This window comes from Williamsia sp. z71 (assembly GCF_059553375.1).
On the sequence record NZ_JCANWX010000011.1, the window covers coordinates 63835 to 86081 of the forward strand.

The 22247-nt window shown below is 63.7% G+C and carries 21 protein-coding genes and 1 riboswitch; of the genes, 15 read left to right on the plus strand and 6 right to left on the minus strand.

The window, feature by feature from the left end; all coding sequences use genetic code 11:
- The first annotated feature begins 42 nt into the window (after positions 1 to 42).
- Positions 43 to 1110, plus strand: coding sequence for an SHOCT domain-containing protein (locus AC51GR_RS23115; RefSeq protein ID WP_496327003.1), 1068 nt, complete (start codon positions 43 to 45; stop codon positions 1108 to 1110).
- 52 nt (positions 1111 to 1162) lie between these two features.
- Here the strand turns inward: AC51GR_RS23115 and AC51GR_RS23120 are convergent, their stop codons facing one another.
- The 4 genes from AC51GR_RS23120 to AC51GR_RS23135 all read right to left on the minus strand — a co-directional run bounded on the left by AC51GR_RS23120 (position 1163) and on the right by AC51GR_RS23135 (position 4273).
- Positions 1163 to 1621, minus strand: coding sequence for a PASTA domain-containing protein (locus tag AC51GR_RS23120; protein ID WP_496327004.1), 459 nt, complete (start codon positions 1619 to 1621; stop codon positions 1163 to 1165).
- Positions 1622 to 2165: 544 nt separating this feature from the next.
- Positions 2166 to 2774 (minus strand): hypothetical protein, encoded by a 609-nt coding sequence (locus AC51GR_RS23125; protein WP_496327005.1) that lies wholly within the window; start codon positions 2772 to 2774, stop codon positions 2166 to 2168.
- Between the two features lie 283 nt (positions 2775 to 3057).
- Positions 3058 to 3276, minus strand: a complete 219-nt coding sequence (locus AC51GR_RS23130) for a hypothetical protein (protein ID WP_496327108.1) — start codon at positions 3274 to 3276, stop codon at positions 3058 to 3060.
- A gap of 46 nt (positions 3277 to 3322) precedes the next feature.
- Positions 3323 to 4273 carry a DUF808 domain-containing protein gene (locus AC51GR_RS23135; RefSeq protein WP_496327006.1) on the minus strand — a complete coding sequence of 317 codons (951 nt, stop codon included), beginning with the start codon at positions 4271 to 4273 and terminating at the stop codon, positions 3323 to 3325.
- A 331-nt stretch (positions 4274 to 4604) separates the two neighbouring features.
- Between AC51GR_RS23135 and AC51GR_RS23140 the strand changes: the two genes are divergently transcribed.
- The 4 genes from AC51GR_RS23140 to AC51GR_RS23155 all read left to right on the plus strand — a co-directional run bounded on the left by AC51GR_RS23140 (position 4605) and on the right by AC51GR_RS23155 (position 7900).
- Complete coding sequence (locus tag AC51GR_RS23140; RefSeq protein WP_496327007.1) at positions 4605 to 5258, plus strand: response regulator; 654 nt, start codon at positions 4605 to 4607, stop codon at positions 5256 to 5258.
- On the plus strand, positions 5225 to 6439 hold the full coding sequence (locus AC51GR_RS23145; RefSeq protein ID WP_496327008.1) for a sensor histidine kinase: 1215 nt from the start codon (positions 5225 to 5227) through the stop codon (positions 6437 to 6439). Before AC51GR_RS23140 ends, AC51GR_RS23145 begins: the two co-directional genes overlap by 34 nt.
- Positions 6436 to 7473: a DUF8320 family protein gene (locus tag AC51GR_RS23150; RefSeq protein WP_496327009.1), complete on the plus strand. Its 1038-nt coding sequence runs from the start codon at positions 6436 to 6438 to the stop codon at positions 7471 to 7473. Before AC51GR_RS23145 ends, AC51GR_RS23150 begins: the two co-directional genes overlap by 4 nt.
- 169 nt (positions 7474 to 7642) lie before the next feature.
- Positions 7643 to 7900 (plus strand): LuxR C-terminal-related transcriptional regulator, encoded by a 258-nt coding sequence (locus AC51GR_RS23155; RefSeq protein ID WP_496327010.1) that lies wholly within the window; start codon positions 7643 to 7645, stop codon positions 7898 to 7900.
- Positions 7901 to 7903: 3 nt separating this feature from the next.
- Here the strand turns inward: AC51GR_RS23155 and AC51GR_RS23160 are convergent, their stop codons facing one another.
- On the minus strand, positions 7904 to 9907 hold the full coding sequence (locus AC51GR_RS23160) for an OPT family oligopeptide transporter (RefSeq protein WP_496327011.1): 2004 nt from the start codon (positions 9905 to 9907) through the stop codon (positions 7904 to 7906).
- A gap of 454 nt (positions 9908 to 10361) precedes the next feature.
- On the opposite strand from AC51GR_RS23160, the gene AC51GR_RS23165 reads away from it, so the two are divergent.
- The gene (locus AC51GR_RS23165; RefSeq protein ID WP_496327012.1) at positions 10362 to 11087 is read left to right on the plus strand and encodes a DUF8548 family protein; all 726 of its coding nucleotides are present in this window, start codon (positions 10362 to 10364) and stop codon (positions 11085 to 11087) included.
- Between the two features lie 384 nt (positions 11088 to 11471).
- On the plus strand, positions 11472 to 11726 hold the full coding sequence (locus tag AC51GR_RS23170; RefSeq protein WP_496327013.1) for a LuxR C-terminal-related transcriptional regulator: 255 nt from the start codon (positions 11472 to 11474) through the stop codon (positions 11724 to 11726).
- A gap of 116 nt (positions 11727 to 11842) precedes the next feature.
- Here AC51GR_RS23170 and nhaA read toward each other — a convergent pair whose 3' ends face one another.
- Positions 11843 to 13168, minus strand: coding sequence for a Na+/H+ antiporter NhaA (gene nhaA, locus AC51GR_RS23175; protein ID WP_496327014.1), 1326 nt, complete (start codon positions 13166 to 13168; stop codon positions 11843 to 11845).
- 198 nt (positions 13169 to 13366) lie between these two features.
- On the opposite strand from nhaA, the gene AC51GR_RS23180 reads away from it, so the two are divergent.
- From AC51GR_RS23180 to AC51GR_RS23215, 8 genes are all read left to right on the plus strand, one after another.
- Complete coding sequence (locus tag AC51GR_RS23180) at positions 13367 to 14689, plus strand: uracil-xanthine permease family protein (RefSeq protein WP_496327015.1); 1323 nt, start codon at positions 13367 to 13369, stop codon at positions 14687 to 14689.
- 199 nt (positions 14690 to 14888) lie between these two features.
- A riboswitch (SAM riboswitch) is annotated at positions 14889 to 14981 on the plus strand.
- 151 nt (positions 14982 to 15132) lie between these two features.
- On the plus strand, positions 15133 to 16098 hold the full coding sequence (locus AC51GR_RS23185) for an amino acid ABC transporter permease (protein WP_496327016.1): 966 nt from the start codon (positions 15133 to 15135) through the stop codon (positions 16096 to 16098).
- Entirely contained in the window at positions 16095 to 16877 is a 783-nt protein-coding gene (locus AC51GR_RS23190; protein WP_496327017.1) for an amino acid ABC transporter ATP-binding protein, read from the plus strand. Before AC51GR_RS23185 ends, AC51GR_RS23190 begins: the two co-directional genes overlap by 4 nt.
- A gap of 36 nt (positions 16878 to 16913) precedes the next feature.
- The gene (locus tag AC51GR_RS23195) at positions 16914 to 17888 is read left to right on the plus strand and encodes an ABC transporter substrate-binding protein (RefSeq protein WP_496327018.1); all 975 of its coding nucleotides are present in this window, start codon (positions 16914 to 16916) and stop codon (positions 17886 to 17888) included.
- A gap of 23 nt (positions 17889 to 17911) precedes the next feature.
- Positions 17912 to 18460 carry a GNAT family N-acetyltransferase gene (locus AC51GR_RS23200; protein WP_496327019.1) on the plus strand — a complete coding sequence of 183 codons (549 nt, stop codon included), beginning with the start codon at positions 17912 to 17914 and terminating at the stop codon, positions 18458 to 18460.
- Positions 18457 to 19506, plus strand: a complete 1050-nt coding sequence (locus AC51GR_RS23205; protein WP_496327020.1) for an LLM class flavin-dependent oxidoreductase — start codon at positions 18457 to 18459, stop codon at positions 19504 to 19506. The genes AC51GR_RS23200 and AC51GR_RS23205 overlap by 4 nt, the downstream gene beginning before the upstream one ends.
- Before the next feature lie 6 nt (positions 19507 to 19512).
- A complete protein-coding gene (locus AC51GR_RS23210) occupies positions 19513 to 20904 on the plus strand; it encodes an NtaA/DmoA family FMN-dependent monooxygenase (protein ID WP_496327021.1) in 1392 nt (463 codons plus the stop codon).
- Between the two features lie 120 nt (positions 20905 to 21024).
- Positions 21025 to 22149 carry an LLM class flavin-dependent oxidoreductase gene (locus tag AC51GR_RS23215; RefSeq protein ID WP_496327022.1) on the plus strand — a complete coding sequence of 375 codons (1125 nt, stop codon included), beginning with the start codon at positions 21025 to 21027 and terminating at the stop codon, positions 22147 to 22149.
- The last annotated feature ends 98 nt before the right edge of the window (positions 22150 to 22247 follow it).

The following is a 22247-nucleotide window of genomic DNA, read 5'->3' on the forward strand; positions in this document are numbered from 1 at the left end:
CGAGGTTCACGGAAAATCGCCGGATACAAGGTCGAGGTCGAAATGTACGTAACACCCCCCAAGGTCAAGGACAAGCTTGCCGATAAGTGGGCGAAAGTACTTGCTCCGGTGTTGGGAACCCATGAAGCGGTGTGGGCCTTTGCGCGGGTGACTCGTCTGAGGCCGCAAACGGAAGCCCTCGCGGTGACGAATCAGCGTCTTCTCGGTTTCAAGAGCTACGCGCTGAACGAAGCCAACTTGGTTGTATTCGCTGTTGCTGCCAGCGAAATCGTCAGCGTGAACTTTCCGGAGAAGTTGGGGGCGCCCAGGTTGGTCGTGACCACGAAGACGGGCGATATCAACTTCGGAGATATCCGGAAAGACGAGTTGGAGTACGTCCAGTACTACGTTCGCTACCTGGTAGACGCGAGCCGCAAGACCGCCGGTGCCGGCGGCGAGGGCGCGCGGGCGCCTCTCACCGACACGGAATCAGTTGTCAATGCACATTTGCAGCGTGGTGCGGTACAGGAGTCGGCCCCGGTCGTCGGCGTTCCGCTGGATGAGTTCTGGGCGAGGGCTGTCGGAAACAATTCAGGTCCTGGCGAATTGCCGTCGTTCATCATCAGCAATGGCTCGGCGGGCTTGTTGGTGGCGTTTGAAAACCGGCTGGTCATCGTGAAGGCGCATGCCTTGAACAGGGCTGCGTATGAGTCCCGTGGTGTTGCCTTTCCGTATGCCGACATCTCTGAGCTCGACTACCGGCGAGGGCTCTCAGACGGGGTGTTGGAAGTGCGCACATCGGATTCTGCCGGGGCCGCCCTGGATTCTGTAAGAGGTTGGGACGGATCGGCTCCGAACACGCTGAGGTTGCCGTGGGCCTTGCACGAGCAGGCAGCTCCGTATTTTGACGATCTCCGGCGAAAGGTGGCCGCGGCACAGCGGAGGAAGCCCGTATCGCTCTGGAAGCCGCCGTTGGAACCGCGAATAGTCGATATGCCGGCTGTTGAGACGGCCCCTGCGGAGAGCCTGGTCGTGGAGATCGAGAAGTTGGCCAACTTGTTCAATCAAGGGCTGATCGATGCTGACGAGTTCCGGGAAGCCAAGAGAGCTGTCATCGCGGCACATTCGTGAAGTCCGTGCTCACGGTCTGGCGATTGTGAGCACGGACCTACTCGAGAGGTGCCTAGCAGCTGCTGTTTTCACCGATCTTGACGACCGAGAGAACCGGATCGCCCTCGGTGATCGGCGTACCTGCTTCGGGTGTCTGCCCGACGACGACCCAGTTGCTGTCGATCACCTGATTGCGCCCTTCACCGGTGGCGTCGTCGCTACGCGAGTAGAAGACCCCGTTTTCCTGGATCAGGTCTTGGGCGTCTTGCAGGTTCATGCAGACGACGGCAGGCATGATGCCACCTGCCGCTGTGGTGGTCGTGGTGGTCCTGGTGGTCGGCGCGACCGGTGCAGGCGGGACGACTGCGGGGGTTGAGGCCGGCGCAGGCCTGGCGGTGGTCGTCGGTTCTACGGTGGCCGTGCTGGGCGCGTCGGTGACCGCTGACACCGATGAGCTTGCGGCTGTTGTGGACGTGTCCTTCTCCTCGTCACCTCCGCCGGCAACAGCAGCGATGACAAACAGCACGATCACAGCCCCGATGCCACCAAAGATCCACGGCTTCTTGGACTTCTTCGGCGTTTGGCCGGTTGGATTGCCGTCACCCGGGTTGGCCCATGAGGGCCCTCCGGAGTTCGAACCATTGAATGGAGGTGGGGGAGGTGGTGTGGTCACGAGATCCGTTCTTTCTGTTGTTGATACCGAGTGCATCGGACAGTGATCCGCTTCGAGGAAGCGGGATACGACTCGGAAGGATGGTCAACGTCTCCGGACGCCGAGGATGACGGCCATGGTGAGACGATGTGGTGAGAGCCCCTCGGGCACATCGAGGGTGGAACTGGCCGGCACGTTTCGCGGAACGATCAAGGGCGTCAGCTGGTTATAGTAGCGGCGACCGAAAGCGTTACAGAATTTTTGGGAATCATGTTGGGCTGTAACGGATCACCCGAAAATTCATCTGAACAAATGATTGCGGCCCGGTATGCGGGCAGACTCAAATCCGATCGGGCCGACAGTGCTGTTTGATGAGCTCGGGGATTACAGCTCCGGCCTCTCGCGTTCGAAAACGCTCAGCGAGCTACTGCACTACGGATCGCGTCGGCGAGGCCGGCGTACCCGACTTCGACAGGCTTGACGCGGGTCTGAAGACTGTTGATGGTGACTGATTTCTGTCAACCAACGCGCGGTTGATCGCCGAGGTCGGGGAGACGAGAAACGTCCACTGGTCCAGGTCGAGTGGATCGGCGCGGTCCCGGTCAGTGGTCCCGAAAACGCAGAAGACGTAGACATCTGCCTCGCGACGGCGTGCCTCGGAGTACGAGTTCGTTTCGGCGAACCACGCCGTTGCGGGGCTGACGCTGAACGAGATCGCGGACGGCGACCTCTGTTTCCAAGATTGAAGGTAGGCAGCTGACTTCACCTCGACACGCAAACCGTCCGCCGTCACGAGATCGTAGGCATCCCATTCGCGTCGGACGTCGCCGTCAACACACCCCAGTGCCATCCCGACGATGTACTCGGCGAGTACTCCGCGTGTGGTGTTGCTGAGCAGATCCGACGTGGACCACTCCCAGAAGTCTTGGATCGCTCCAGGTGATGGGTTTCCTCGATGTGTGAACATGGCATCGGGCCGCCGACGACATGCACTCTGGTACTCGCCGGTGAATGCTTGGGCTCGTTCGTTCACCGCCCGAGCATAGGGCAGGCAGCGGCTCGGGGGCTCCCACCGCTAGAACAGGTCACCCTGCAATTCGAAGCACTCTCATGGCAATGATCCGACAGCACCAGCCGACGTCGCACGATGCGGTGTTGTACGGCTTCGACGGTGCGTCGCTCACATTCGGTAGTCGGAAAGCTGCACTCATCTCGCTGACAGCCCCGCCGAATCGCGATAGATGAGGTTTGTCAGCGCAGTCGTTCGAAATGCCGTCGCACGTCGAAGTGGTGCCACTACCGAGTTGAGCCCCGCGCTACGGAGAGTGCGTCGTACTACTCAGAACTGCGATGACCACCCCAGCGATGGTCAGCACCCCGACGACCGATGCCATGATCCACGCCAACCGACGACGGTGTTGCCGGGCAGCGTTGATGCCGACGCCGATGCTGATCAGGATTGCCATGGAGTACAGCGAGATCCCTAGGGTCAAAGCTTCGGGCGAGATCTCCAGGGCGGTGGCGCGTTCAGTCACGGACCCCAGTAGAACATTCGTCCCGACCCGTCTTTCCGGCGAGCCGTCAGTGCGCTGCCGTGGCCTTCTTGCGCTTGGGGATCACATGCATGATCGCCACGATGATGGCGCCGACGACAAGACCGACGACCGCCGACGCGGTGGTCCCGCTGATCCAGGACAGCACGCCGCCGAACCAGCCGTGGACGAGTTCCTCCGCCCAGTGTTCGAGGTGGTGCAGTTGGTCGGCGGGCCAGTGGAAGCCGGCCTCACCGATGTTGATCAGCAGGATGTGCCCGCCGACCCACAGCATCGCCGCGATGCCGACGACCGTCAGCGTGGTCATCAGCTTCGGCATGGCCGAGACGAGTCCGCGGCCGACCCGCTGGCTCAGCGTCGACTTGCGCCCGGCCAACGCCAGACCGACGTCGTCCATCTTCACGATCAGCGCCACCACGCCGTAGACCAGCGCGGTGATCAGGAACGCGACGGCGATGAGGACCAGTAGACGCGTCACGAACGGTTCGTCTTCCACCGAGGACAGCGAGATCACCATGATCTCGGCCGAGAGGATCAAGTCGGTGCGGATGGCGCCGTTGACCATCGTCTTCTCGAACTCCGGGCCGCGTTCGGCGGCCGGCTCTTCGTCAGCACCGTGGTGGCCGGCGAAGGCCTCGTAGACCTTCTCGGCGCCCTCATAACAGAGGAACAGACCACCAGCGATCAGCAGATACGGCAGAGCCGCGGGGAGGAACTGGCTCAGCAGCATGGCCACCGGCAGGATGATCAGCAGCTTGTTGCGGATCGATCCGATCGCGATCTTGCCGACGATGGGCAGCTCGCGGGCCGGGGAGAACCCGTGAACGTAGCGCGGGGTGACCGCAGTGTCGTCGACGACGACACCTGCAGCCTTGACACTTGCTTTACCTGCTGCGGCCGCGACGTCATCCAGGGTCGCCGCAGCGGCCCGGGTGATCGCAGCGACGTCATCCAGCAGTGCGACGAGACCGCCGGCCACAGGTACCTCCTCGGTATGGGTATTCCTTCTCCCGAAGGATACGGCGTCGACGACTGTGGTCGCGGTTTGGCGTATCCGAATCCCCTGCCAGCTGCTGAGGGCGAGGTGCAGAATGTCGCCCGACGAACCCGGCCGCACCCATTTGGCATCAGCGATCCACGTGTTCGCATTACAAAACCAAACGTCCTTTCGTGAGACGGTTTTGTGGATGGCGTTGTGGCAGGAGGGATTCAAGGGCAGAGATACTACTACCGGGTAACCGATCCCGGTGCGCACCAGGTGAGTTCGTAGGTCAGAATGTGGGCATGCGAGTTCATGGCAGGTGGCGCCGGTGACCGATCGCGGTGTTTTGCGGGTGGGTGTGATCGACGACCATGAGTCCGTGGTGGAGGGGTTGCGGGCGATCATCGAGGAGGGCACGGACATGGCCTTCGTCGGTGGCGCGGAGACGGTCGATGAGTTGCTGCAGTCGACCTCCGATATCGGACTGGTGATCCTGGACCTGCGATTATCCGACGGCTCGTCCCCCCATTCGAATGTCACCCGGTTACGCGAAGCCAACATCGAAGCGCTGGTCTACACCTCCGGCGACGAACCGTTCCTGGTGCGGGAAGCCGCTTCGGCGGGTGTGCTCGGGGTGATCCGGAAGTCGGCGCGTAAAGCCGAGATCCAGGAGGCGATCCGGACGGCCGGTGCGGGACGGCAAGTGGCGTCCGTCGATTGGGCTGCCGCGCTGGATTCGGACCCCGGCTTCGTCGACCTGCCGCCCCGGTTGCGGCAGGTACTCGAACTCTATGCGTCGGGGGAGCCGACGGTGCGGGTGGCGAAGGAGACCGGCCTGTCGCCCGAAACGGTCAGCGACTACGTCGACCGGATCCGCAAGAAGTATCGGGACGCGGGACGGCCCGCACCCACCAAAACCGACCTGTACAAACGAGCGATTGAGGACGGATGGCTACCGATTCCGCGCCGCTTCCGGCGGTAGCTGCCGCGCTCGGGGACGAAGCCAAACCCGCCGGACAGCGCATCCTGCAACAGTTCTCACTGTTTGTCGGCGGTGGCTACCTTTTTTATCTCGTGCTGGTGATCCCCAACATCGGGGAGTCCATGGACGTCATGGCCGGGTGGTGGACGGTCACCGCGATCGTGCTGATCTTCGGCTCCGGACTCGCCATGGGAGCCCGCGCGATGCGGAGCAGCGCCCCTGTCCTACGCAGAACCGCGTCGGCGGCAGCGATTGCCTACGTGGTGGCTTTGGCTCTCTGGCCATTGGGCTGGGACGGAGTGCTCTTGGTCAGCGAACGGGGGATGTGGTTCTCCCAATTCAGTGGACTTCCGGCGATCGTCGCCGCAGCGGCGTGGCGGGCGCGGTGGGCGTTTGCCTACCTGGTCGGGGTCACCGTGGTGGTGCAGCTGATCAACCACGAGGTCCGGGTGCCCGAGTTCAACGGCCCGGTGATCCCCGAGATCGCGTGGGCTTTCGCCTTCTGCCTGATCCCGTTCTCCGCCGCGGTGATGGCCATCAGGACCGCCGCGATCCTCGACGCGACGCGTGAATCGGCTTATGCGGCAGCGGCGGAAGCGGCCGCGTCACAGGCCAGAGCATTGGAACGAACCCGGTTTGACGCACTGACCCACGACGGTGTGATGTCGACACTGCTCGGCGCCGCCCGCCAGGGCGCTTCGCAGCGTCTCGCCGAGCAGGCCAAACGCACCCTGGCCGACATGGACGGATTCCATAAACAACCGACGGATGACGACGTCCTTCCGGCCAACGCCGCAGTTGCCCAATTGCGCGGCGCGGTCGTCGATGCCGATCCGACCATCGCAGCGAAGGTCACGAAAAGCGATGACGCCCAGTCATATCCGGTGAATGTGGTGCTGACCATCGCCGCAGCGACCACCGAAGCGGTGCGCAACAGTGTGACCCATGGCGGCCCGGACGCGACCCGAGATGTCGCCGCGCGCTTCGAAGCCGACTCCATCGAGGTGGACGTCTGTGATGACGGCGTCGGATTCGATCTGCGTGCGGTGCCGCCGCAGCGTCTGGGACTTGCGGTCAGTATTCGGGGTCGGATGTCGGTGCTGGACGGCGGTCGTGTCACCGTGGAGTCAAAACCTGGGCACGGCACGCGGATTGCCCTGCACTGGACGCGACCGCAATGATCAGCCGGTCACAAGCGCAGGCACCTCGGGACATCACCGCGATCCTCGGGATGCACACGCCGGCGGCCAAAGGTGTTGTCGCGGTGTACATCGTCGCCATCACCATCGTCGCCATCGAAACCCGGCAGGGAATCAGTTCATTTTGGCCGGTCGCCGTGGGCGTGGTGGTGCTCGCGGCGGGCACCATCGCCCTGATCACCGTGCCGGGAGACCCGCTGCCCATGCCGCTGACCTGGGCCCTGGCCGCGGCCGGACCGATCGCGTCCGCGCTGATGCTCTCGGTGATGCCGGTTCCGTTCGAGGTGCCGCTCCAGGGGTGGACGCACGGCGCGGGCACAACGATTCTGTGTTTCATGGCGGTGCGCGGACGCTGGATCAGCGCCTGGTGGGGGCTGCTCGGGATGGCGCTGGTGTACGGACTCTGGGCCACGTTCACCGACCAGGGTTTCCTGTTCGGTGCCGGGATGGTGGTCATCGACGCCGGGCCACTGGCGATGGCGACGCTGCTGTCGTTCACGCTGCGCCCCAACGGTAAAGCCGTGTTCGCCCTGCGTGATGCCGCCACCGCGCGGATCGCGGCGCTCTCGGCGGCTCGTGCGGCCACCGAAGAACGGGATGCCCGTCTGCGTCAGCTCGACGAGATGGCCAGACCGCTGCTGGAACGCATCGCGACCGCCGAAGAGTTCACCCCGCAAGAGGCGGCCACCTATGAACTCGTCGAGGCGAACCTGCGGGACCGCCTGCGGGCACCCGCACTGACGAGCCCCGAGATCGATGCGGCGGCGCGGCTGGCCCGGGCCCGTGGCGTCGAGGTGATCCTCATCGACGATCACGGGATGGACGCGACGCCCGCCGATATCAGGGAGGTGCTGCGGGCTCGGATCATCGAAACCCTGCGCGATGCTCACGACGGCGAGATCTGTGTGCGGATCCTGCCCCCGGCACGATTGGCGCTGGCCTCGATCTACGTGCATGACCGGGCCGGAACCCGGCGGATCACCTTCGACCACACCGGGGTCGAAGCCCAGACCTAGCGGGGGGGGGGCCAGCGCCGCCGAAGCCCTTTTCGATGCCCCGATTTGTGCGGCCCCCCACTCGGGGGACCCCGCAAGACGCGTCTGGTGCGGCCGTCGTCGACGACATTAATTTCGGGTACACCCCGCCGGTCAATCCGCCGCCGGACACTGAAGATTGGAATCACCCGTGGACACGATCGCAGTTGCCCTACCCGCGACCAGACCGTCCCTGAGCGCGCGCGAGATCGAAGTGCTGCGTGCCTGGCTCGTCTGCGACACCAAAGACGCGGCGGCGCGCACCCTGTTCATCTCCGGCGCCACGGTCAACACCCACATCACGCGGATCCGCGACAAGTACGACGCCGCGGGACGACCGGCGGTGACCAAGGCGATACTGCTCGCGCGTGCCCTCCAGGACGGTCACATCACCGTCGACGAGCTCTGAACGTCAGTCTTTGGTGACCGTGGCGTCCTTGAGCGGGCGCGCGACCTGCTGCGTCCACTTGTACAGCCAGGCGATGACACCGACAAAGGCGAGGACGCCGAGGATCTCGGCCCAGCTGCTGAAGCTGTCGCCGACAACGGCCAGCGGGCTCTCGTCGCCGGTGGCCGCGACGATGCCGGCGAACAGCACACCGAACAGGCTCTCGCCGACGATCAGACCGGTGGCCAGGAGCACGCCCATCCGCTTCTTGCGTTCGACGTTGCCGCCGGTCCTAACGGCCCACCGGTTGTAGATCGTGCCGAGGATGGCACCGATCGGGATGACCAGGGTCAGCGCGATCGGCAGGTACATGCCCATACCGACGGCCAGCGGCGGCAGGCTGAGCTTGCTGGAGGACCGCGACAGGATTTCGTCGACGATGATGACACCGACGCCGATCAGGGCGCCGAGACCGATGAGGTTCCAGTCGAGGTCGCTGCCGAAGACACCTTCGGCCAGGGACGAGATCAGCGCGGCCTGCGGGGCGGCGAGTGCGTCGTCGCCGGCGCCGGGGGCTCCGGCGAAACCGAAGGCCGTGTTCATCAGCCCGAGGATCGGCGGGATGATCGCCGACCCGAACAGCACGCCGATGATCAGCGCGACCTGCTGCTTCCACGGCGTGGCACCCACCAGTTGACCCGTTTTGAGGTCCTGCAGGTTGTCGTTGGAAATGGTGGCGACACCGAACACCACCGCGGTCACGAACAGCGTGAAGGCGATCAGCGCGGTGTTCTGCGCGTCGTCGGCGTCGCCGTAGACCATCTTGATCAGCAACGCGGCGAGGATGGCGACCAGGATGCCGACACCCGAGATCGGGCTGTTGGACGAACCGATGAGGCCGGCCATGTAGCCGCAGACCGCTGCGACCACGAGGCCGATGACGAAGACGAAGATGATGCTGACGGCGATGATGCCGGTGGCGGTGCCGTGCAGGGCGGTGTTGTGGATGAAGTCCCAGAGCAGCAAACCGATCGGAACCAGGGCCACCAGGATCACACCCGCAACCATGGTGATCGGGATGTCCTGCTCGGTCAGGTCGACCTTGTCGCCCTTACGCCGCGCCCGCGCCGAGACCATCGAGTTCTGGATGCCTCGCAGGATCGGGCCGATGATCTTGAGTAGCGTCCAGATCGCGGCGATCGCGATGGCGCCGGCACCGACGAAACGGACGTCGGAGGAGAAGATGCTGCTGACGCCGTCGAGCAGCGACTCACCGGCGGGGAGATTGCCGTTGGTCTGAATGGGGAGCAGGATGCCGAACGAGATGACCAGGCCGACGAGCATGGCGATACCGACGGTGAGTCCCACCAGGTGTCCGACACCGATCAGGGCCAGCGACAGGCTCGCGCCCCACATGGTGCCGCCCGCGCCGACCTTGATGGCACCGGCGAGGGAGCTGCTGATGACCTTCAGCGCCGCGACCAGGGAGAACCCGGCGGCTGCGAGCGCGCCCACCACGATGATCCGCATCCCGCCGCGGTTTTCTTCGACGCCTGCGGTGGAGTCGCCGACCTTCAGCACCTCGGCGGCGGCCACACCTTCGGGATAGGGCAGATCGGATCCCGTCACCAGTGCCCGTCGCAGCGGGATGGAATACATGACCCCGAGGATGCCGCCGATCGCACACAGCGCCACGGTGATCCAGTAGGGAAACCCGGTCCACCAGCCGACCATGATGAGGCCGGGCAACACGAAGATGATGGCCGAGAGGGTGCCTGCCGCCGACGCGATCGTCTGGACGATGTTGTTCTCGACCACGGTGTGGTTGGCGAAATTGCGCAGGATGCTCATCGAGATGACGGCCGCCGGGATGGCGGTGGCGAAGGTGAGTCCGACCTTCAAGCCGAGGTAGACGTTCGCGGCTGTGAATACGAGAGTGATCAGACCACCGAGGATGATCCCTCTCAGCGTCAGCTCGCGCAGACCGGACGACTTCGTACGCGTTGCCGTCACATCATCTGTGGACATTTGCGGCTACCCCTCACACCAAATGGGTTCGTTGATCGATCACCCGCCGCGATCCGACGGTGGTCGTTGACCTTGACACTCTATGTGTCAACGTTATGTCTGATCGTTGCACCCCGCATTCACGGTCGCGGATGTATTTCAGCTCACATGTCGGGTGGGCTGTCACCGATCCGCCGGTTGCGCCGTCTTGGCCGAGATCGGGTCGAACCTGCAGCTGAGACGACCTAGGGATTCGTCGACCACGTCGTTCGCGGATTGGACCACCGAAAGTCTGTTGCAGGAATTCGGTCGATTCGCGGGCGAGCCGCAGCGGGGTGTTCGGTGGCTGGTCCGATTTGGCGCCGTTACATCTCGGGCAGGAGAGGCCGAACGGTCTCCGGGCTGTCGGTGCCCGGCGATACGGTGCGCCCACGAGTCGCCCATGGGGATGGGCGACGACAGCAAGGGGGAAACAATGTCTGCAGGGGTGGAATTTCGTGTCGGTGCGCTCGCGAGCGCGTGCGAACGAGAACTCGGAGATCCGGCGGGATGGATCACGCCGCGTGAATATCCGAAAGCGTTGGCGCTGTGCATCATCGACGCCATCTATTCGACGGGTGCGCGTCATGTGACGGTTGAGAACATCTTTGAGCGGTACGGCATCTACCGGGCCGCGCAGGGCGGTGACATCACGCGTGACGGAGCGCCCGAACTGCTCCGGACGTTTCACGAGTTGGGGGACGCGTCGGAGTGGGCATCCACGATCGGCAATCGAAGGCCGACATCGTCGACGCCCGGTGCGCCGCTGAAAGCGCAGGCGGTCAAAGAGGCAGCGGGCCGATTTGTCGACCTCGGGATCGAGACCACCGCTGACCTGCGCGATGTGGCCGATTCGGATGCTCTCGACGCGGTCAAGAAATCGTGGCTGGCGGTGCCGGGTCAGCGCTCGGGTGTCACCTGGGCGTATGTACTGACGCTCGCAGGAGTCCCTGCCGTGAAGGTCGATCGTGTGATCGTGAACCATGTCGCGCGTGTTCTGGAGATCCCCGTCGACGAGGTGACGCCCGCGGTGGCGAGCGAACTCATCAGAGATGTCGCGATACAGAAGCACTGGAACGTTCTCCATACCGAACACGCGATCTGGCGTCTGGGATCCAAACGTCCGGTACGCGAACCCGTCCTCCCGGTATCGACTGAGTAGCGAGTTGCTCTCGCGCACCGGTCGGTCGTTCGGATCGCTCGGTGCGCGAGGCCGGCTTTTGAGATCTCAAAAGTGATGTGGGGCAAGGGGCTTGTCCGGACAGGAATGACCGGTTTCTGGATACGGATATGAATGGCGAAGTCACGCTTGTCGATTCGTGGTCTCACAGGGGTGAGTCGCAGACTATCCGCGCGGCCGCGGATCGCAAGATCAACGGAGCCAGCAGCTTTGGGCAACAATATTTTTGTTGTGAACAATGCCCCCCGTTCGGGGGGCATTGAAAAGGCTGGCTGGATGTTGTCGGACTGTGCCACTAGCTTTAGTGGGAGACAGGCAGTCAAACCCTCGGCTGTCGAACGAAAGATCGGATCGAAAATGTTCACGATGAATCAGGCGACCGCCGAGATACTGGCCAGGCCGAGCTTGAGTGCGCGGGAGATTGAGGTCCTTCGTGCGTGGCTGCTGTGCGACTCGAAGGATGTCGCTGCCCGCACGCTGTTCATCTCCTCGGCAACCGTGAACACCCATATCGCGCGGATCCGCGACAAATACGACGCGGTCGGTCGATCGGCCACGTCGAAGACCTCGCTGCTCGCACGCGCGCTCCAGGACGGCCTCATCACGGTTGAGGAACTCTGAGTACTGCTTGAAACACCGCCAACTTCGGCCCGCTGAGGACCGACGAAGGGTCATTTACCCTTGTCGGTGCCTCACGGGGTCGAAGTTGGTAACCGTCGTGGCGTGAGAATGGTCGGCTAGCTGTTGTTTTCGTTCTGGTAGATGTCGGGGATGCCGTCGTGGTTGTCGTCGCGCTCTTCTTCTTCCTGAATCCTGCGGTAGTGCCGATTTCGGGCACGCAACAGGATTGATGCGATCAGGGCCGCGCACAGCGATCCGGTCAGCACGCCGATCTTGACGACTTGGTCGCGCTCGGTGCCCAGGCCGAAGGCTAGGTCACCGATGAGTAGCGAGACGGTGAAACCGATGCCGGCGAGGATCGAGATGCCCAAGACGTCGATCCAGCGAACGCTGGCGTCGAGGGAGGCACGCGTGAACGCCGATAGCAGTCGGGTGGTGCCGAAGATGCCGATCGCTTTGCCGAAGACCAGGCCGAAGATGATGCCCAGGGCGATCGGGTCACTCAACGCATCGGTCAGACCGTCGAACCCGCCGATCGCGACGCCGGCGGCAAAGAACGCAAAGATCGGGATCGCGATGCCGGCCGAGATGGGCCGGATCCGGTGTTCGAAGTGCTCGGCCAGACCGATGCCGGCTTCCGGGCCGCCGGCGGCCTTGCTGCGAAGCACGGGAACGGTGAACCCGAGCAGAACACCGGCGACCGTAGCGTGGATCCCGGACTCATGGACGAACACCCAGGTCAGGGTGGCCAGCGGAATGAGCAGCCACCAGGACCGGATTCGTCGCTGCACACAGATCGCGAACAGCACCAGCGGTACCGCGGCGAGCGCGAGCGCGCCGAGATCGATGTCTTCGCTGTAGAAGACTGCGATGACGGTGATGGCGAGCAGGTCGTCGACCACGGCCAGGGTGAGCAGGAACGTCCGCAACGCCACCGGTAGATGCGTGGAGATGACCGCCAGGACGGCCACCGCAAACGCGATGTCCGTCGCGGTGGGAATGGCCCAGCCTTGCGTGGCGCCATCGCCGACGTGGGCGGTGAACGCCACGAAGATGATCGCCGGCACGATCATGCCGCCGACCGCTGCGGCAATCGGGAGGACCGCACGTTTCGGATCGCGGAGGTCGCCGGCGACGAACTCACGTTTGAGCTCGAGGCCGACCACGAAGAAGAAGATCGCGAGCAATCCGTCGGCGGCCCAGGTGGCCAGAGACAAGTCGAGGTGCACGCCCAGGGCGTCGGTGCCGACCCGGAACTCGCTCAGCTCGACGTACGCATCGGACCACGGCGAGTTCGCCCAGATCAGTGCGACCACGGTGGCCACCAGGAGGATTGCCCCACCGATGGTTTCTTTGCGGAGGATGTCGGCGATGCGCGACGCCTCCGCCCATGAGCCGCGGGCAAAGAGTGTCGAGGGGGTTTTTCGATCCTGCGCTGACAACGTTGTGTCCTGTCTAGGGGTCGGAGAAACACGACACGCGCGGACCGTCGAAACAACGGCATCTTGAGCACGCGGCCGACCAGACTTCCCGGCACACCGCCGGTAACTTTACCGTCTCGCGATCAGTGCGGGCCACGTGGCGCCGGAGAATCGGAGGCAATGGCGTGGATCGGCACATAACGCGGCAGACTGTTGCCCATGTCTGAGGAAGATCTGAAGCCGGCTGCGTCCGGCAAGGCGACCACCCAAACCCGGTCGCCGCTGTTCGGTTGGTCGCCGGCCGGGAGCAACGAGGTGGTTGCTCCGACCGAACGGCTGTCGTGGCCGCGCACGGTGGGCATCGGCCTGCAGCACGTGGTGGCCATGTTCGGTGCGACATTCCTCGTTCCGGTACTCACCGGATTCCCGCCGGCGACGACGCTCCTGTTCTCCGGCATCGGCACGATCCTGTTCTTGCTGATCACCCGCAACCAGTTGCCGAGCTACCTCGGTTCGAGTTTTGCGATCATCGCTCCGGTGCTCGCCGCGACGGCCTCGCATGGGCACGGATCCGCGCTGGGCGGCATCGTGATGGTGGGCGCGGTGCTGGTCGTCATCGGCGTGGTGGTGCACTTCGCAGGCACCGGCTGGATCCACGCGTTGATGCCGCCGATCGTGACCGGAACCATCGTCGCGTTGATCGGCCTGAATCTCGCGCCCACGGCCAAGTCGAACTACGAGCAGGATGCGGTCACGGCCACGCTGGTCCTGGTGCTGCTGATTGCCTCGCTGGTGCTGTTCAAGGGACTGCTCGGACGACTCGCCATTTTCACCAGCGTTGTCATCGGCTACCTGTTCGCCCTGGCCCGCGACAAGGTCGACACCGACCCCATCGGAGCCGCCGATTGGGTCGGCCTGCCCGATTTCCAGGCGCCGACGTTCCATCTGTCGGTGCTGCCGATGTTCTTGCCGGTGGTGCTGGTGCTGGTCGTCGAGAACATCGGGCACGTCAAGTCGATCAACACGATGACCGGGATCAACTACGACCACAAGATCGGTCGCGCCTTGGCTGCCGACGGTATCGCCACGGTCTTGGCCGGCAGCGGCGGCGGTTCTGCCACAACGACGTACGCCGAGAACATCGGTGTCATGGCGGCGACCAAGGTGTACTCGACGGCCGCCTACTGGGTGGCCGGCATCGCCGCGGTGCTGCTGGGTATGTCGCCGAAGGTCGGTGCGGTGATCGCATCGGTCCCGCCGGGTGTCCTCGGTGGTGTGACCACCGCGCTCTACGGTCTGGTCGGCATCCTGGGCGTGCACATCTGGGTGACGAACAAGGTGGACTTCTCCAAACCGGTCAACCAGTTCACCGCCGCCATCGCACTCGTGATCGGTATCGCCGACTTCTCGTGGACGATAGGCGATTTGAGCTTCGGTGGCATCGCACTCGGTGCGCTGGCGGCACTCCTGATCTACCACGTCATGCGCGTGGTCGGCGGCTGGCGCGGAACGGTTGTGGTGGACAAGGCGGACGTCGAGTAGACGTGCACTGTCCCGACTGATCGCCCCCTCAAGCTTTTTGAGGGGGCGATCTTTTGTCTGTCACACCAGTTCCGATTTCAGACACAAGGGTGGGGCGCAAGGTTTAAAACATGGTGATTGCAACCCGAAAGCCCAGTGTCGCAAGGCAAATCAAATTCTACCCCTTGACGTCTGGTCCATCGACCGCATAGATTCCTCCTCACCATCCAGAGCGACCGAGAGACTTGGCTCGTCGACGTCGCAGCAACCCCGTCGCAGGACGTGTGGGTGCTACCGCCAAGAACGATGGAGGAACGATTATGGATCGCGCTTCGTGGAGACGTCTGCACGTCGACCTGTGCCGAGCGGGCACCGGCGTCTGTACGTAGGTCTGACCCACCTCACCCACACATTCTTGCCCTATTGGAAGGCCCTTCAGCGATGCTCGCTGCGCGCATACACCGGTGGTCACAGTGACCCAGATAGATATCCGCTCCACGCTCGACGAATCCGCGGCGGTGGACGACGCCGACCTGGTCATCGCGCGGAAGTGGCATCCATGGCGTTGGATCATCGCGATTGCCGCGCTGATCGTTGTCGCCCAGTTCTTGCACGGATTTGCGACCAACCCGGGCTGGGATTGGGGGACGTTCGCGCAGTACTTCACCGCGTCGTCGGTGATGTCTGCGTTGTGGCTGACCATCCAGTTGACGTTCTGGGGATCGCTGTTCGGATTTGCGATCGGCATCGCGCTGGCCGCGGCCAGGCTGTCGAAAAATCCGGTACTGCAGGTGATTGCCTGGTTCTACATCTGGGCGTTTCGTTCGATCCCCTTGATCGTCCAGTTGCTGTTCTGGTTCAACCTCGCGTACCTCTATCAGTCGCTGTCGGTGGGAGTTCCGTTCGGGCCGGGCTTCTTCGAGTTCAATGTCAACAACGTGATCAGTGGTTCGGCTGCGGCCATCATCGGTCTGGCGTTGCACCAGGCGGCGTATTCGGCGGAGATCATCCGGGCCGGGATCATCTCGGTGGATCAGGGTCAGCTCGAAGCCGCTGCCGCACTGGGTATTCCGAAGCGCCGCGAGTTCTTCAAGATCATTCTGCCGCAGGCGATGCGGGGAATCCTTCCGAACGCCGCGAACGAGGTCATCAGCTTGTTCAAGGGCACTTCGATCGTGTCGGTCATGGCAATTGCCGAGTTGTTCTACCAGGTGCAGGTCATCTACGGGCGCAGTGGACGGGTCGTCCCGCTGCTGATGGTTGCCACGGTCTGGTACATCGTCCTGACGTCGATCTTGTCGGTGGTGCAGTTCTACGTGGAGCGGCACTATGCCAAGGGCGCGCTGCGGACCATTCCGTTGACGCCGGTGCAGCAGATCCGAAAGCGGTTCTCCGACATCTCCTTTGCTCCACGCGGGGCGACCCGATGACCGAGGCGATAGAGAATTCGAGGTACGCGGTCGAGGTCAGGGGAGTTCACAAGTCTTTCGGCGACCTGGAGGTGCTCAAGGGCGTCGATCTGGTGGTTCGCCCAGGTGAGGTCACCGCGATCATCGGTCCGTCGGGATCAGGCAAGTCGACGCTGTTGCGTGCCCTCAACCACCTGGAGAAAGTCGATCACGGCACCGTCCGTGTCGATGGTGACCTGGTGGGGTACAAACGCAGGGGAAACAAGCTTCACGAGCTGAGCAACAAGGAGATTCTGCAGCAGCGCTCGCGGATCGGTTTTGTGTTCCAGAACTTCAACCTGTTTCCGCATCTGACCGCCCTGGAGAATGTGATCGAGGCGCCGATCTCGGCACAGAGACGCAAGCGGTCGGACGTCGAGCCCGAGGCAGTGGCTTTGCTCGAGCGCGTCGGCGTCGGTGAGAAGGCGCACGAATACCCACGCAGGCTCTCGGGTGGGCAGCAGCAGCGGGTTGCGATCGCTCGCGCACTTGCACTGCGGCCCAAGGTGATCCTGTTCGACGAGCCGACATCAGCGCTCGATCCCGAACTCGTCGGCGAAGTGCTCGAAGTCATCCGTGGGCTCGCCCGCGACGGTGCGACGCTTGTCATCGTGACCCACGAAGTGGGTTTCGCACGAGAGATCGCCGACACGGTGGTTTTCATGGATGGCGGCGTCATCGTCGAACAGGGAACCCCGACCGAACTCATCGACTCTCCCAAGGAAGAACGCACCAAAGCCTTTCTCGCGCACGTCCTCTGAACCGTCTTCACTCAATCCGACAAGCAAGGAACAATCATGTCCAGAACAAGCCGTCGACTCGCGGTCGTCGCGTCCGCATTTGCCACGCTCGCATTGCTGGTCACCGGGTGCAGCGAACCCGCTGCCGAGTCCGAAGTGGTCACGTCCGACGGACAGAGTTTCGACCTGTCGCCGGAGCAGTCCAGCCGAGTTCGCGTCGACAAGGTCGACGACATCGCGGCCAAGGTGCCCCAAGCGATCCGCGATCGGGGCACGCTGGTCGTGACCGGTGCCGGCGGTACCGCTCCACCGCTGCGGTTCTACGCCACCGACGACAGGACGATCATCGGATCGGAGGTCGACTTCACGTACCTGATCGGCAATATCCTCGGCCTCGACGTTGATCTGAAGGTTGCTGACTGGTCGCAGAACTTCGTCAAGATCGACTCCGGTGAGAACGACCTGTTCATCTCCAATGTCACCGTGACCGAAGAGCGCAAGGACAAGTACGACTTCGCCACGTACCGTTTGGACAACCTCGCCTTCGAAGCGCCCAAGGACAGTGGCTGGAAGGTCGAAGGCCGCAAGGATATTGCGGGCAAGAAGATCGGAGTCGGTTCCGGAACCAATCAGGAACAGCTGCTGGTCGACTGGAACGAACAAAATGTCGCCGAAGGTCTCGCGCCGGCAGAGATCGCGTACTACCAGAACGCATCCGATTACTACCTGGCTCTGGGTTCGGGTCGCATCGACGGATACTTCGGCCCCAACCCGTCGTCGGTCTACCACGCTGCGACCTCGGGCGACACCGAGGTGATCGGCGTGTTCTCCGGTGCGGGTGATGCACTGCAGGGCGAGATCGCGGTTCTGACCAAGAAAGACAACGGCCTCATCGAAGCCATCAACGAGGCGATCAACCACGCTATTGAAGACGGCAGCTATCAGAAGGTCATCGACCGTTGGGGCCTGCAGTCCGAGGCCGTCACCGTCTCGGAGATCAACCCGCCCGGACTTCCACGTACCGAAGGATAGGTCTCCCGATGGAGGGAAGACGAGTGAGTGCACGACCCAGTGGAGCCGGCCGAGCGGCCACCGCCACGGCTGATACTGCACACCTGCAGATCACCACGGTCCATCAGGACGATCCGCTGGCTTCCCCGCTGATCGAGGAGTTGGCTCTCGAGTACAGCTCTCGTTACGGGCGCAGCCCGGGGGAGCAGTACAGCGAACTGCGGGCCTATCCCGCAGAGGAGTTCGCGCCACCGGGGGGTGTGCTGATCGTCGCATTGGCCGACGGTGCCCCGGTCGCCGGTGGTGCGTTCCGTCAGTACGACGCCACCACCGCCGAACTCAAGCGCATCTGGACGGCGTCGGCGTACCGGGGCCGGGGGTACGGCAAGGCAATCGTGGCAGAACTCGAGACGATCGCAACCAGCCGTGGCTATCGCCGAATCTTTTTGACAACCGGATGGAACCAGCCAGAGGCAGTGGCGTTGTATCTCGCTGCCGGTTACACGCCGCTGTACGACACCACACTGCCCTCCGACGAGGTCGGCGTGCATCCGTTCGAGAAGAATCTGGATTCGAAAGAGGTTTGTGCATGAGCGTTTTCGCCCTGGGTATCGAGCTCGATGGGGAGGGACGTCATCCGGCGGCGTGGCGACGGGCATCTCATGCACCTGACGCCTTGCTGACCGGAGAGACCGTGCGACGGAGAGTGGCTGCTGCGGAGAACGCCGGCTTCACGTTGGCGACGTTCGACGACTCGATCGTCGGTGCGACCAGCGAGATCGTCGGTCGCATCGACGCGCCCAACCGGGCGGCCTTCGTGGCCGCGACGACATCGACCATCGGACTTGTACCGCTGATCGGTACGACATACGCCGAACCGTTCCATACGGCTTCACAATTGGCCACTCTCGACTACGCGTCGCGTGGACGGGCCGGGTGGATCGCGGCACCCGTCACCGACAGTGCCGCGTCGAAGGTATGGGGCCGACCCGTGGTGGTGGGCGAGTCAGAACGTGCACGCGAACAGCATGATTCGATCACCGGCGCCCGTGATCTGTGGGACTCCTGGGAGGACGATGCGGTGATCCGTGATTTCGCCTCGGGCCGGTTTCTCGATCGAGACAAGCTGCACTACATCGATTTTCAGGGTGAGAGTTTCTCCGTGAAGGGTCCGGCGATCGTTCCCAGGCCACCGCAGGGACAATTGGTGGTGTTCGGAACCGCGGGCGACGTCGATGTACGCCTGGTCTCGGAGCCTTCCGTCGCCGCGATTGCCACGGCCGCGAGGGCCTGCGACGGGGTTGCCTTTGCCGAACTCGATGTCACCCTCGACACCGCCACCGAATCGGGTGCCGAGCGACTGGAGCATATGAACTCGTACACGCCGGCCCAGGAGTCGCGGCGTCTCCAATTCATCGGCAGTGGAGATGAACTCACCGAACTCCTGACGGAGTTGGCCGGCCATGTCGACGGTGTCAGAATCCATCCGGCCGTCGTCGATGAGGATCTGGTGGTTCTCGCTCGCCACGTGTTGCCGCGCCTGTTCGCCGCCGGCATCAGCCATCGTCCGGTGCCGGGGTCGACATTGCGCGCCAACCTCGGCCTCACCCGTCCTGCAAGTCGCTACCAGAAGGCCTGATACGTCATGACCGTTCTCCGCCCCGATGCCCACGTGCACTTCGGCGTCTTCTTCCAGGGCGTCAACCACACCACCATCTGGTCCGATCCGGCGAGTGCGTCGCAGATCGACTTCGAGAGCTTCCGCCGTGTGATCACCACTGCAGAACGCGGATTGTTCGACGCGTTCTTCCTCGGCGAAGGCCTGCGTTTGCGCGAACAGCAGGGCAAGATCCTCGATCTCGACATCGCCGGACGGCCCGATGCCATCGCGCAACTGGCGGCCCTCGCCGGGATCACGTCGCACATCGGACTCGTTGCGACCCAGAACACCACGTACAACGAGCCGGCGGACCTCGCCCGACGCCTCGCTGGACTCGATATTCTCTCGGGTGGCCGCGCCGGGTGGAATGTGGTGACAACCGACAACGCGTGGACGGGGGAGAACTTCCGGCGCGGCGGGTTCCTCGACCACGAACTGCGGTACGAGCGTGCCGGACAGTTCATCCAGGTCGCGCGAGAGATCTGGGATTCGTGGAATGACCATGCGATCTCCTCGTCTCGGGATGCGGATTCCTGGGCGGCCAAGGATGCAGTCCGTATCGTTCGCCACACGACGTCGCAGTTCGACGTCGAGGTGACCCCGACCCTTCCGCGCAGCGCCCAGGGGCATCCGGTGATCTTCCAGGCCGGTGACTCCCCGACCGGGCGTGACTTCGCGGCCGCCCATGCCGAGGTGATCTTCTCGGCTCACGGAACGCATTTCGATGATGCGCTGGCGTTCGCGACCGACATCCGGGCGCGCCTGCGCAAGGCCGGCCGACCGGACGATGACATCAAGATCCTGCCCGGTACCCAGATCGTGTTGGCGGAGAACGCCTCGGAGGTCGAGGAGAAGGAGCGGTGGGTCCGCGAGGGGCAGTTCACCGGGCAGACGGCGCTCTCGCTTGTCGGGCAGGTGTGGGGCCGTGACCTTTCCGATCGTGATCCCGATGGTCCACTACCTGAGGAGGATCCAGTACCGGCACCTATCTCGGTGACGCGAGGGGCGGCCCGGGACGGTAAGGACCCGATCGTGATCGCCCAGGAATGGCGGGCATTGGCCGAGGCGAAGAATCTGTCGCTGCGGGAGGTGGCCATCGCGACGACGGCGCGCTCCGGATTTGCCGGCACACCAGGACAGGTGGCCGACGAACTGGTCAAGTGGGTTCGCAGTGGTGCGACCGATGGGTTCAACATCTCGCCGTACATCGTGCCGGGCGGGCTCGATGACATCGTCAATTGGTTGGTGCCGGAGCTGCAAGAACGCGGCGCCTATCGGACCGCGTACGACACAGATACCCTGCGCGGGCACTTGGGCCTACGTGAACCACTGACGCGACGCGAGCGCGGTGGCAGCGATATAGGCGCTGCAGGTTGACCCACGCGCCTCCGCCCGATCTTCCCAGATGCTCGGCCTGGCACTGACTTTCGGCGACGATACCGTTGGCCGCAGTCTCGGGTTGCTGTGCGCGGTGGCCGACCGGAGAAGGAGGCGAGCATGAAGTTCTCATGGTTTCTGCCGACCGGAGGTGATGACGAACAACTCGGCGCAGGCTCGCATGGCGTCGGGATTGCGCGCGGCGGTACCGCCACCAGTGGCGTCGCAGGTAAGTCCGGTGCGCATCGCGCCGCAACGTTGGACTACCTGACAGAAGTCGCGCAAACCGTGGACCGCTTGGGGTTTCACGCCGTCCTGACACCGACCGGGGCGCACTGCGAGGATTCGTGGCTCGTGACATCTGCTTTGATCGCCGCCACCGAGCGGTTGAAGTTCCTCGTGGCGTTCCGTCCGGGTGCGGTGGCTCCGGTGCTCTCGGCGCAGATGGTCAGTACGTTCCAACGATTGTCCGGTGGGCGTGCTCTTCTCAACGTGGTTGTCGGCGGCGACGATTCGGAACAGCGTGCGTACGGTGACACGGCGGGCAAGGACGATCGCTACCGTCGGGCACAGGAGTTTCTCGAGATCGCACGAGCGGTCGGGAATGGCGAAGACGTGCGGGTCGACAGTGAGTTCTACACGGTAGAGCGCGACGGCGGCGGGTTCAGTGGGTACGATCCGGTGCCGCTACCGGAGGTGTATCTGGGCGGTTCCTCGGCGGCGGCGATCGAGGTGGCAGCGGCGCAAGCCGACGTATTCCTCACGTGGGGCGAGCCGCCGGCGGAGGTTGCCGAGAAGCTGGCCGTGGTCAAGGCCAGTGCCGCCGAGAAGGGCAGGTCTGTCCGAGGTGGCATCAGATTGCACGTCATCACGCGCGAGAGCGCCGGCGAGGCGTGGGATGCGGCGGAGAACCTCATCGCCGGCTTGGATGACGAGACGATCGAACGTCGGCAAAAAGCTTTGCGGACACTGGGTTCGGTTGGCCAACGCCGCATGCTCGACCTGCACGGTGGCGACCGCTCGAAACTGCTCGTCGCGCCCAACTTGTGGGCCGGGTTCGGCCTCGTGCGCGGGGGAGCCGGCACGGCACTGGTCGGAAGCCACGAGGAGGTGACCGAGCGCATCGAGGAATACCGGGACGTGGGTATCGAGGAGTTCATCTTCTCCGGCTACCCGCATCTGGAAGAGGCAGTGCACTTCGGGACCGGGGTGCTCCCCAGATTCCGCGAGGTCCCCGGCAGCTGAGATGGGCGCGGTTACCGGGTCGCCGCCACGCTCGGCTGATCGAAGTGTGCGCTGACGTCCACGCTGAGCAGTTCGGACGCCTGGAAATCGTTGTGACG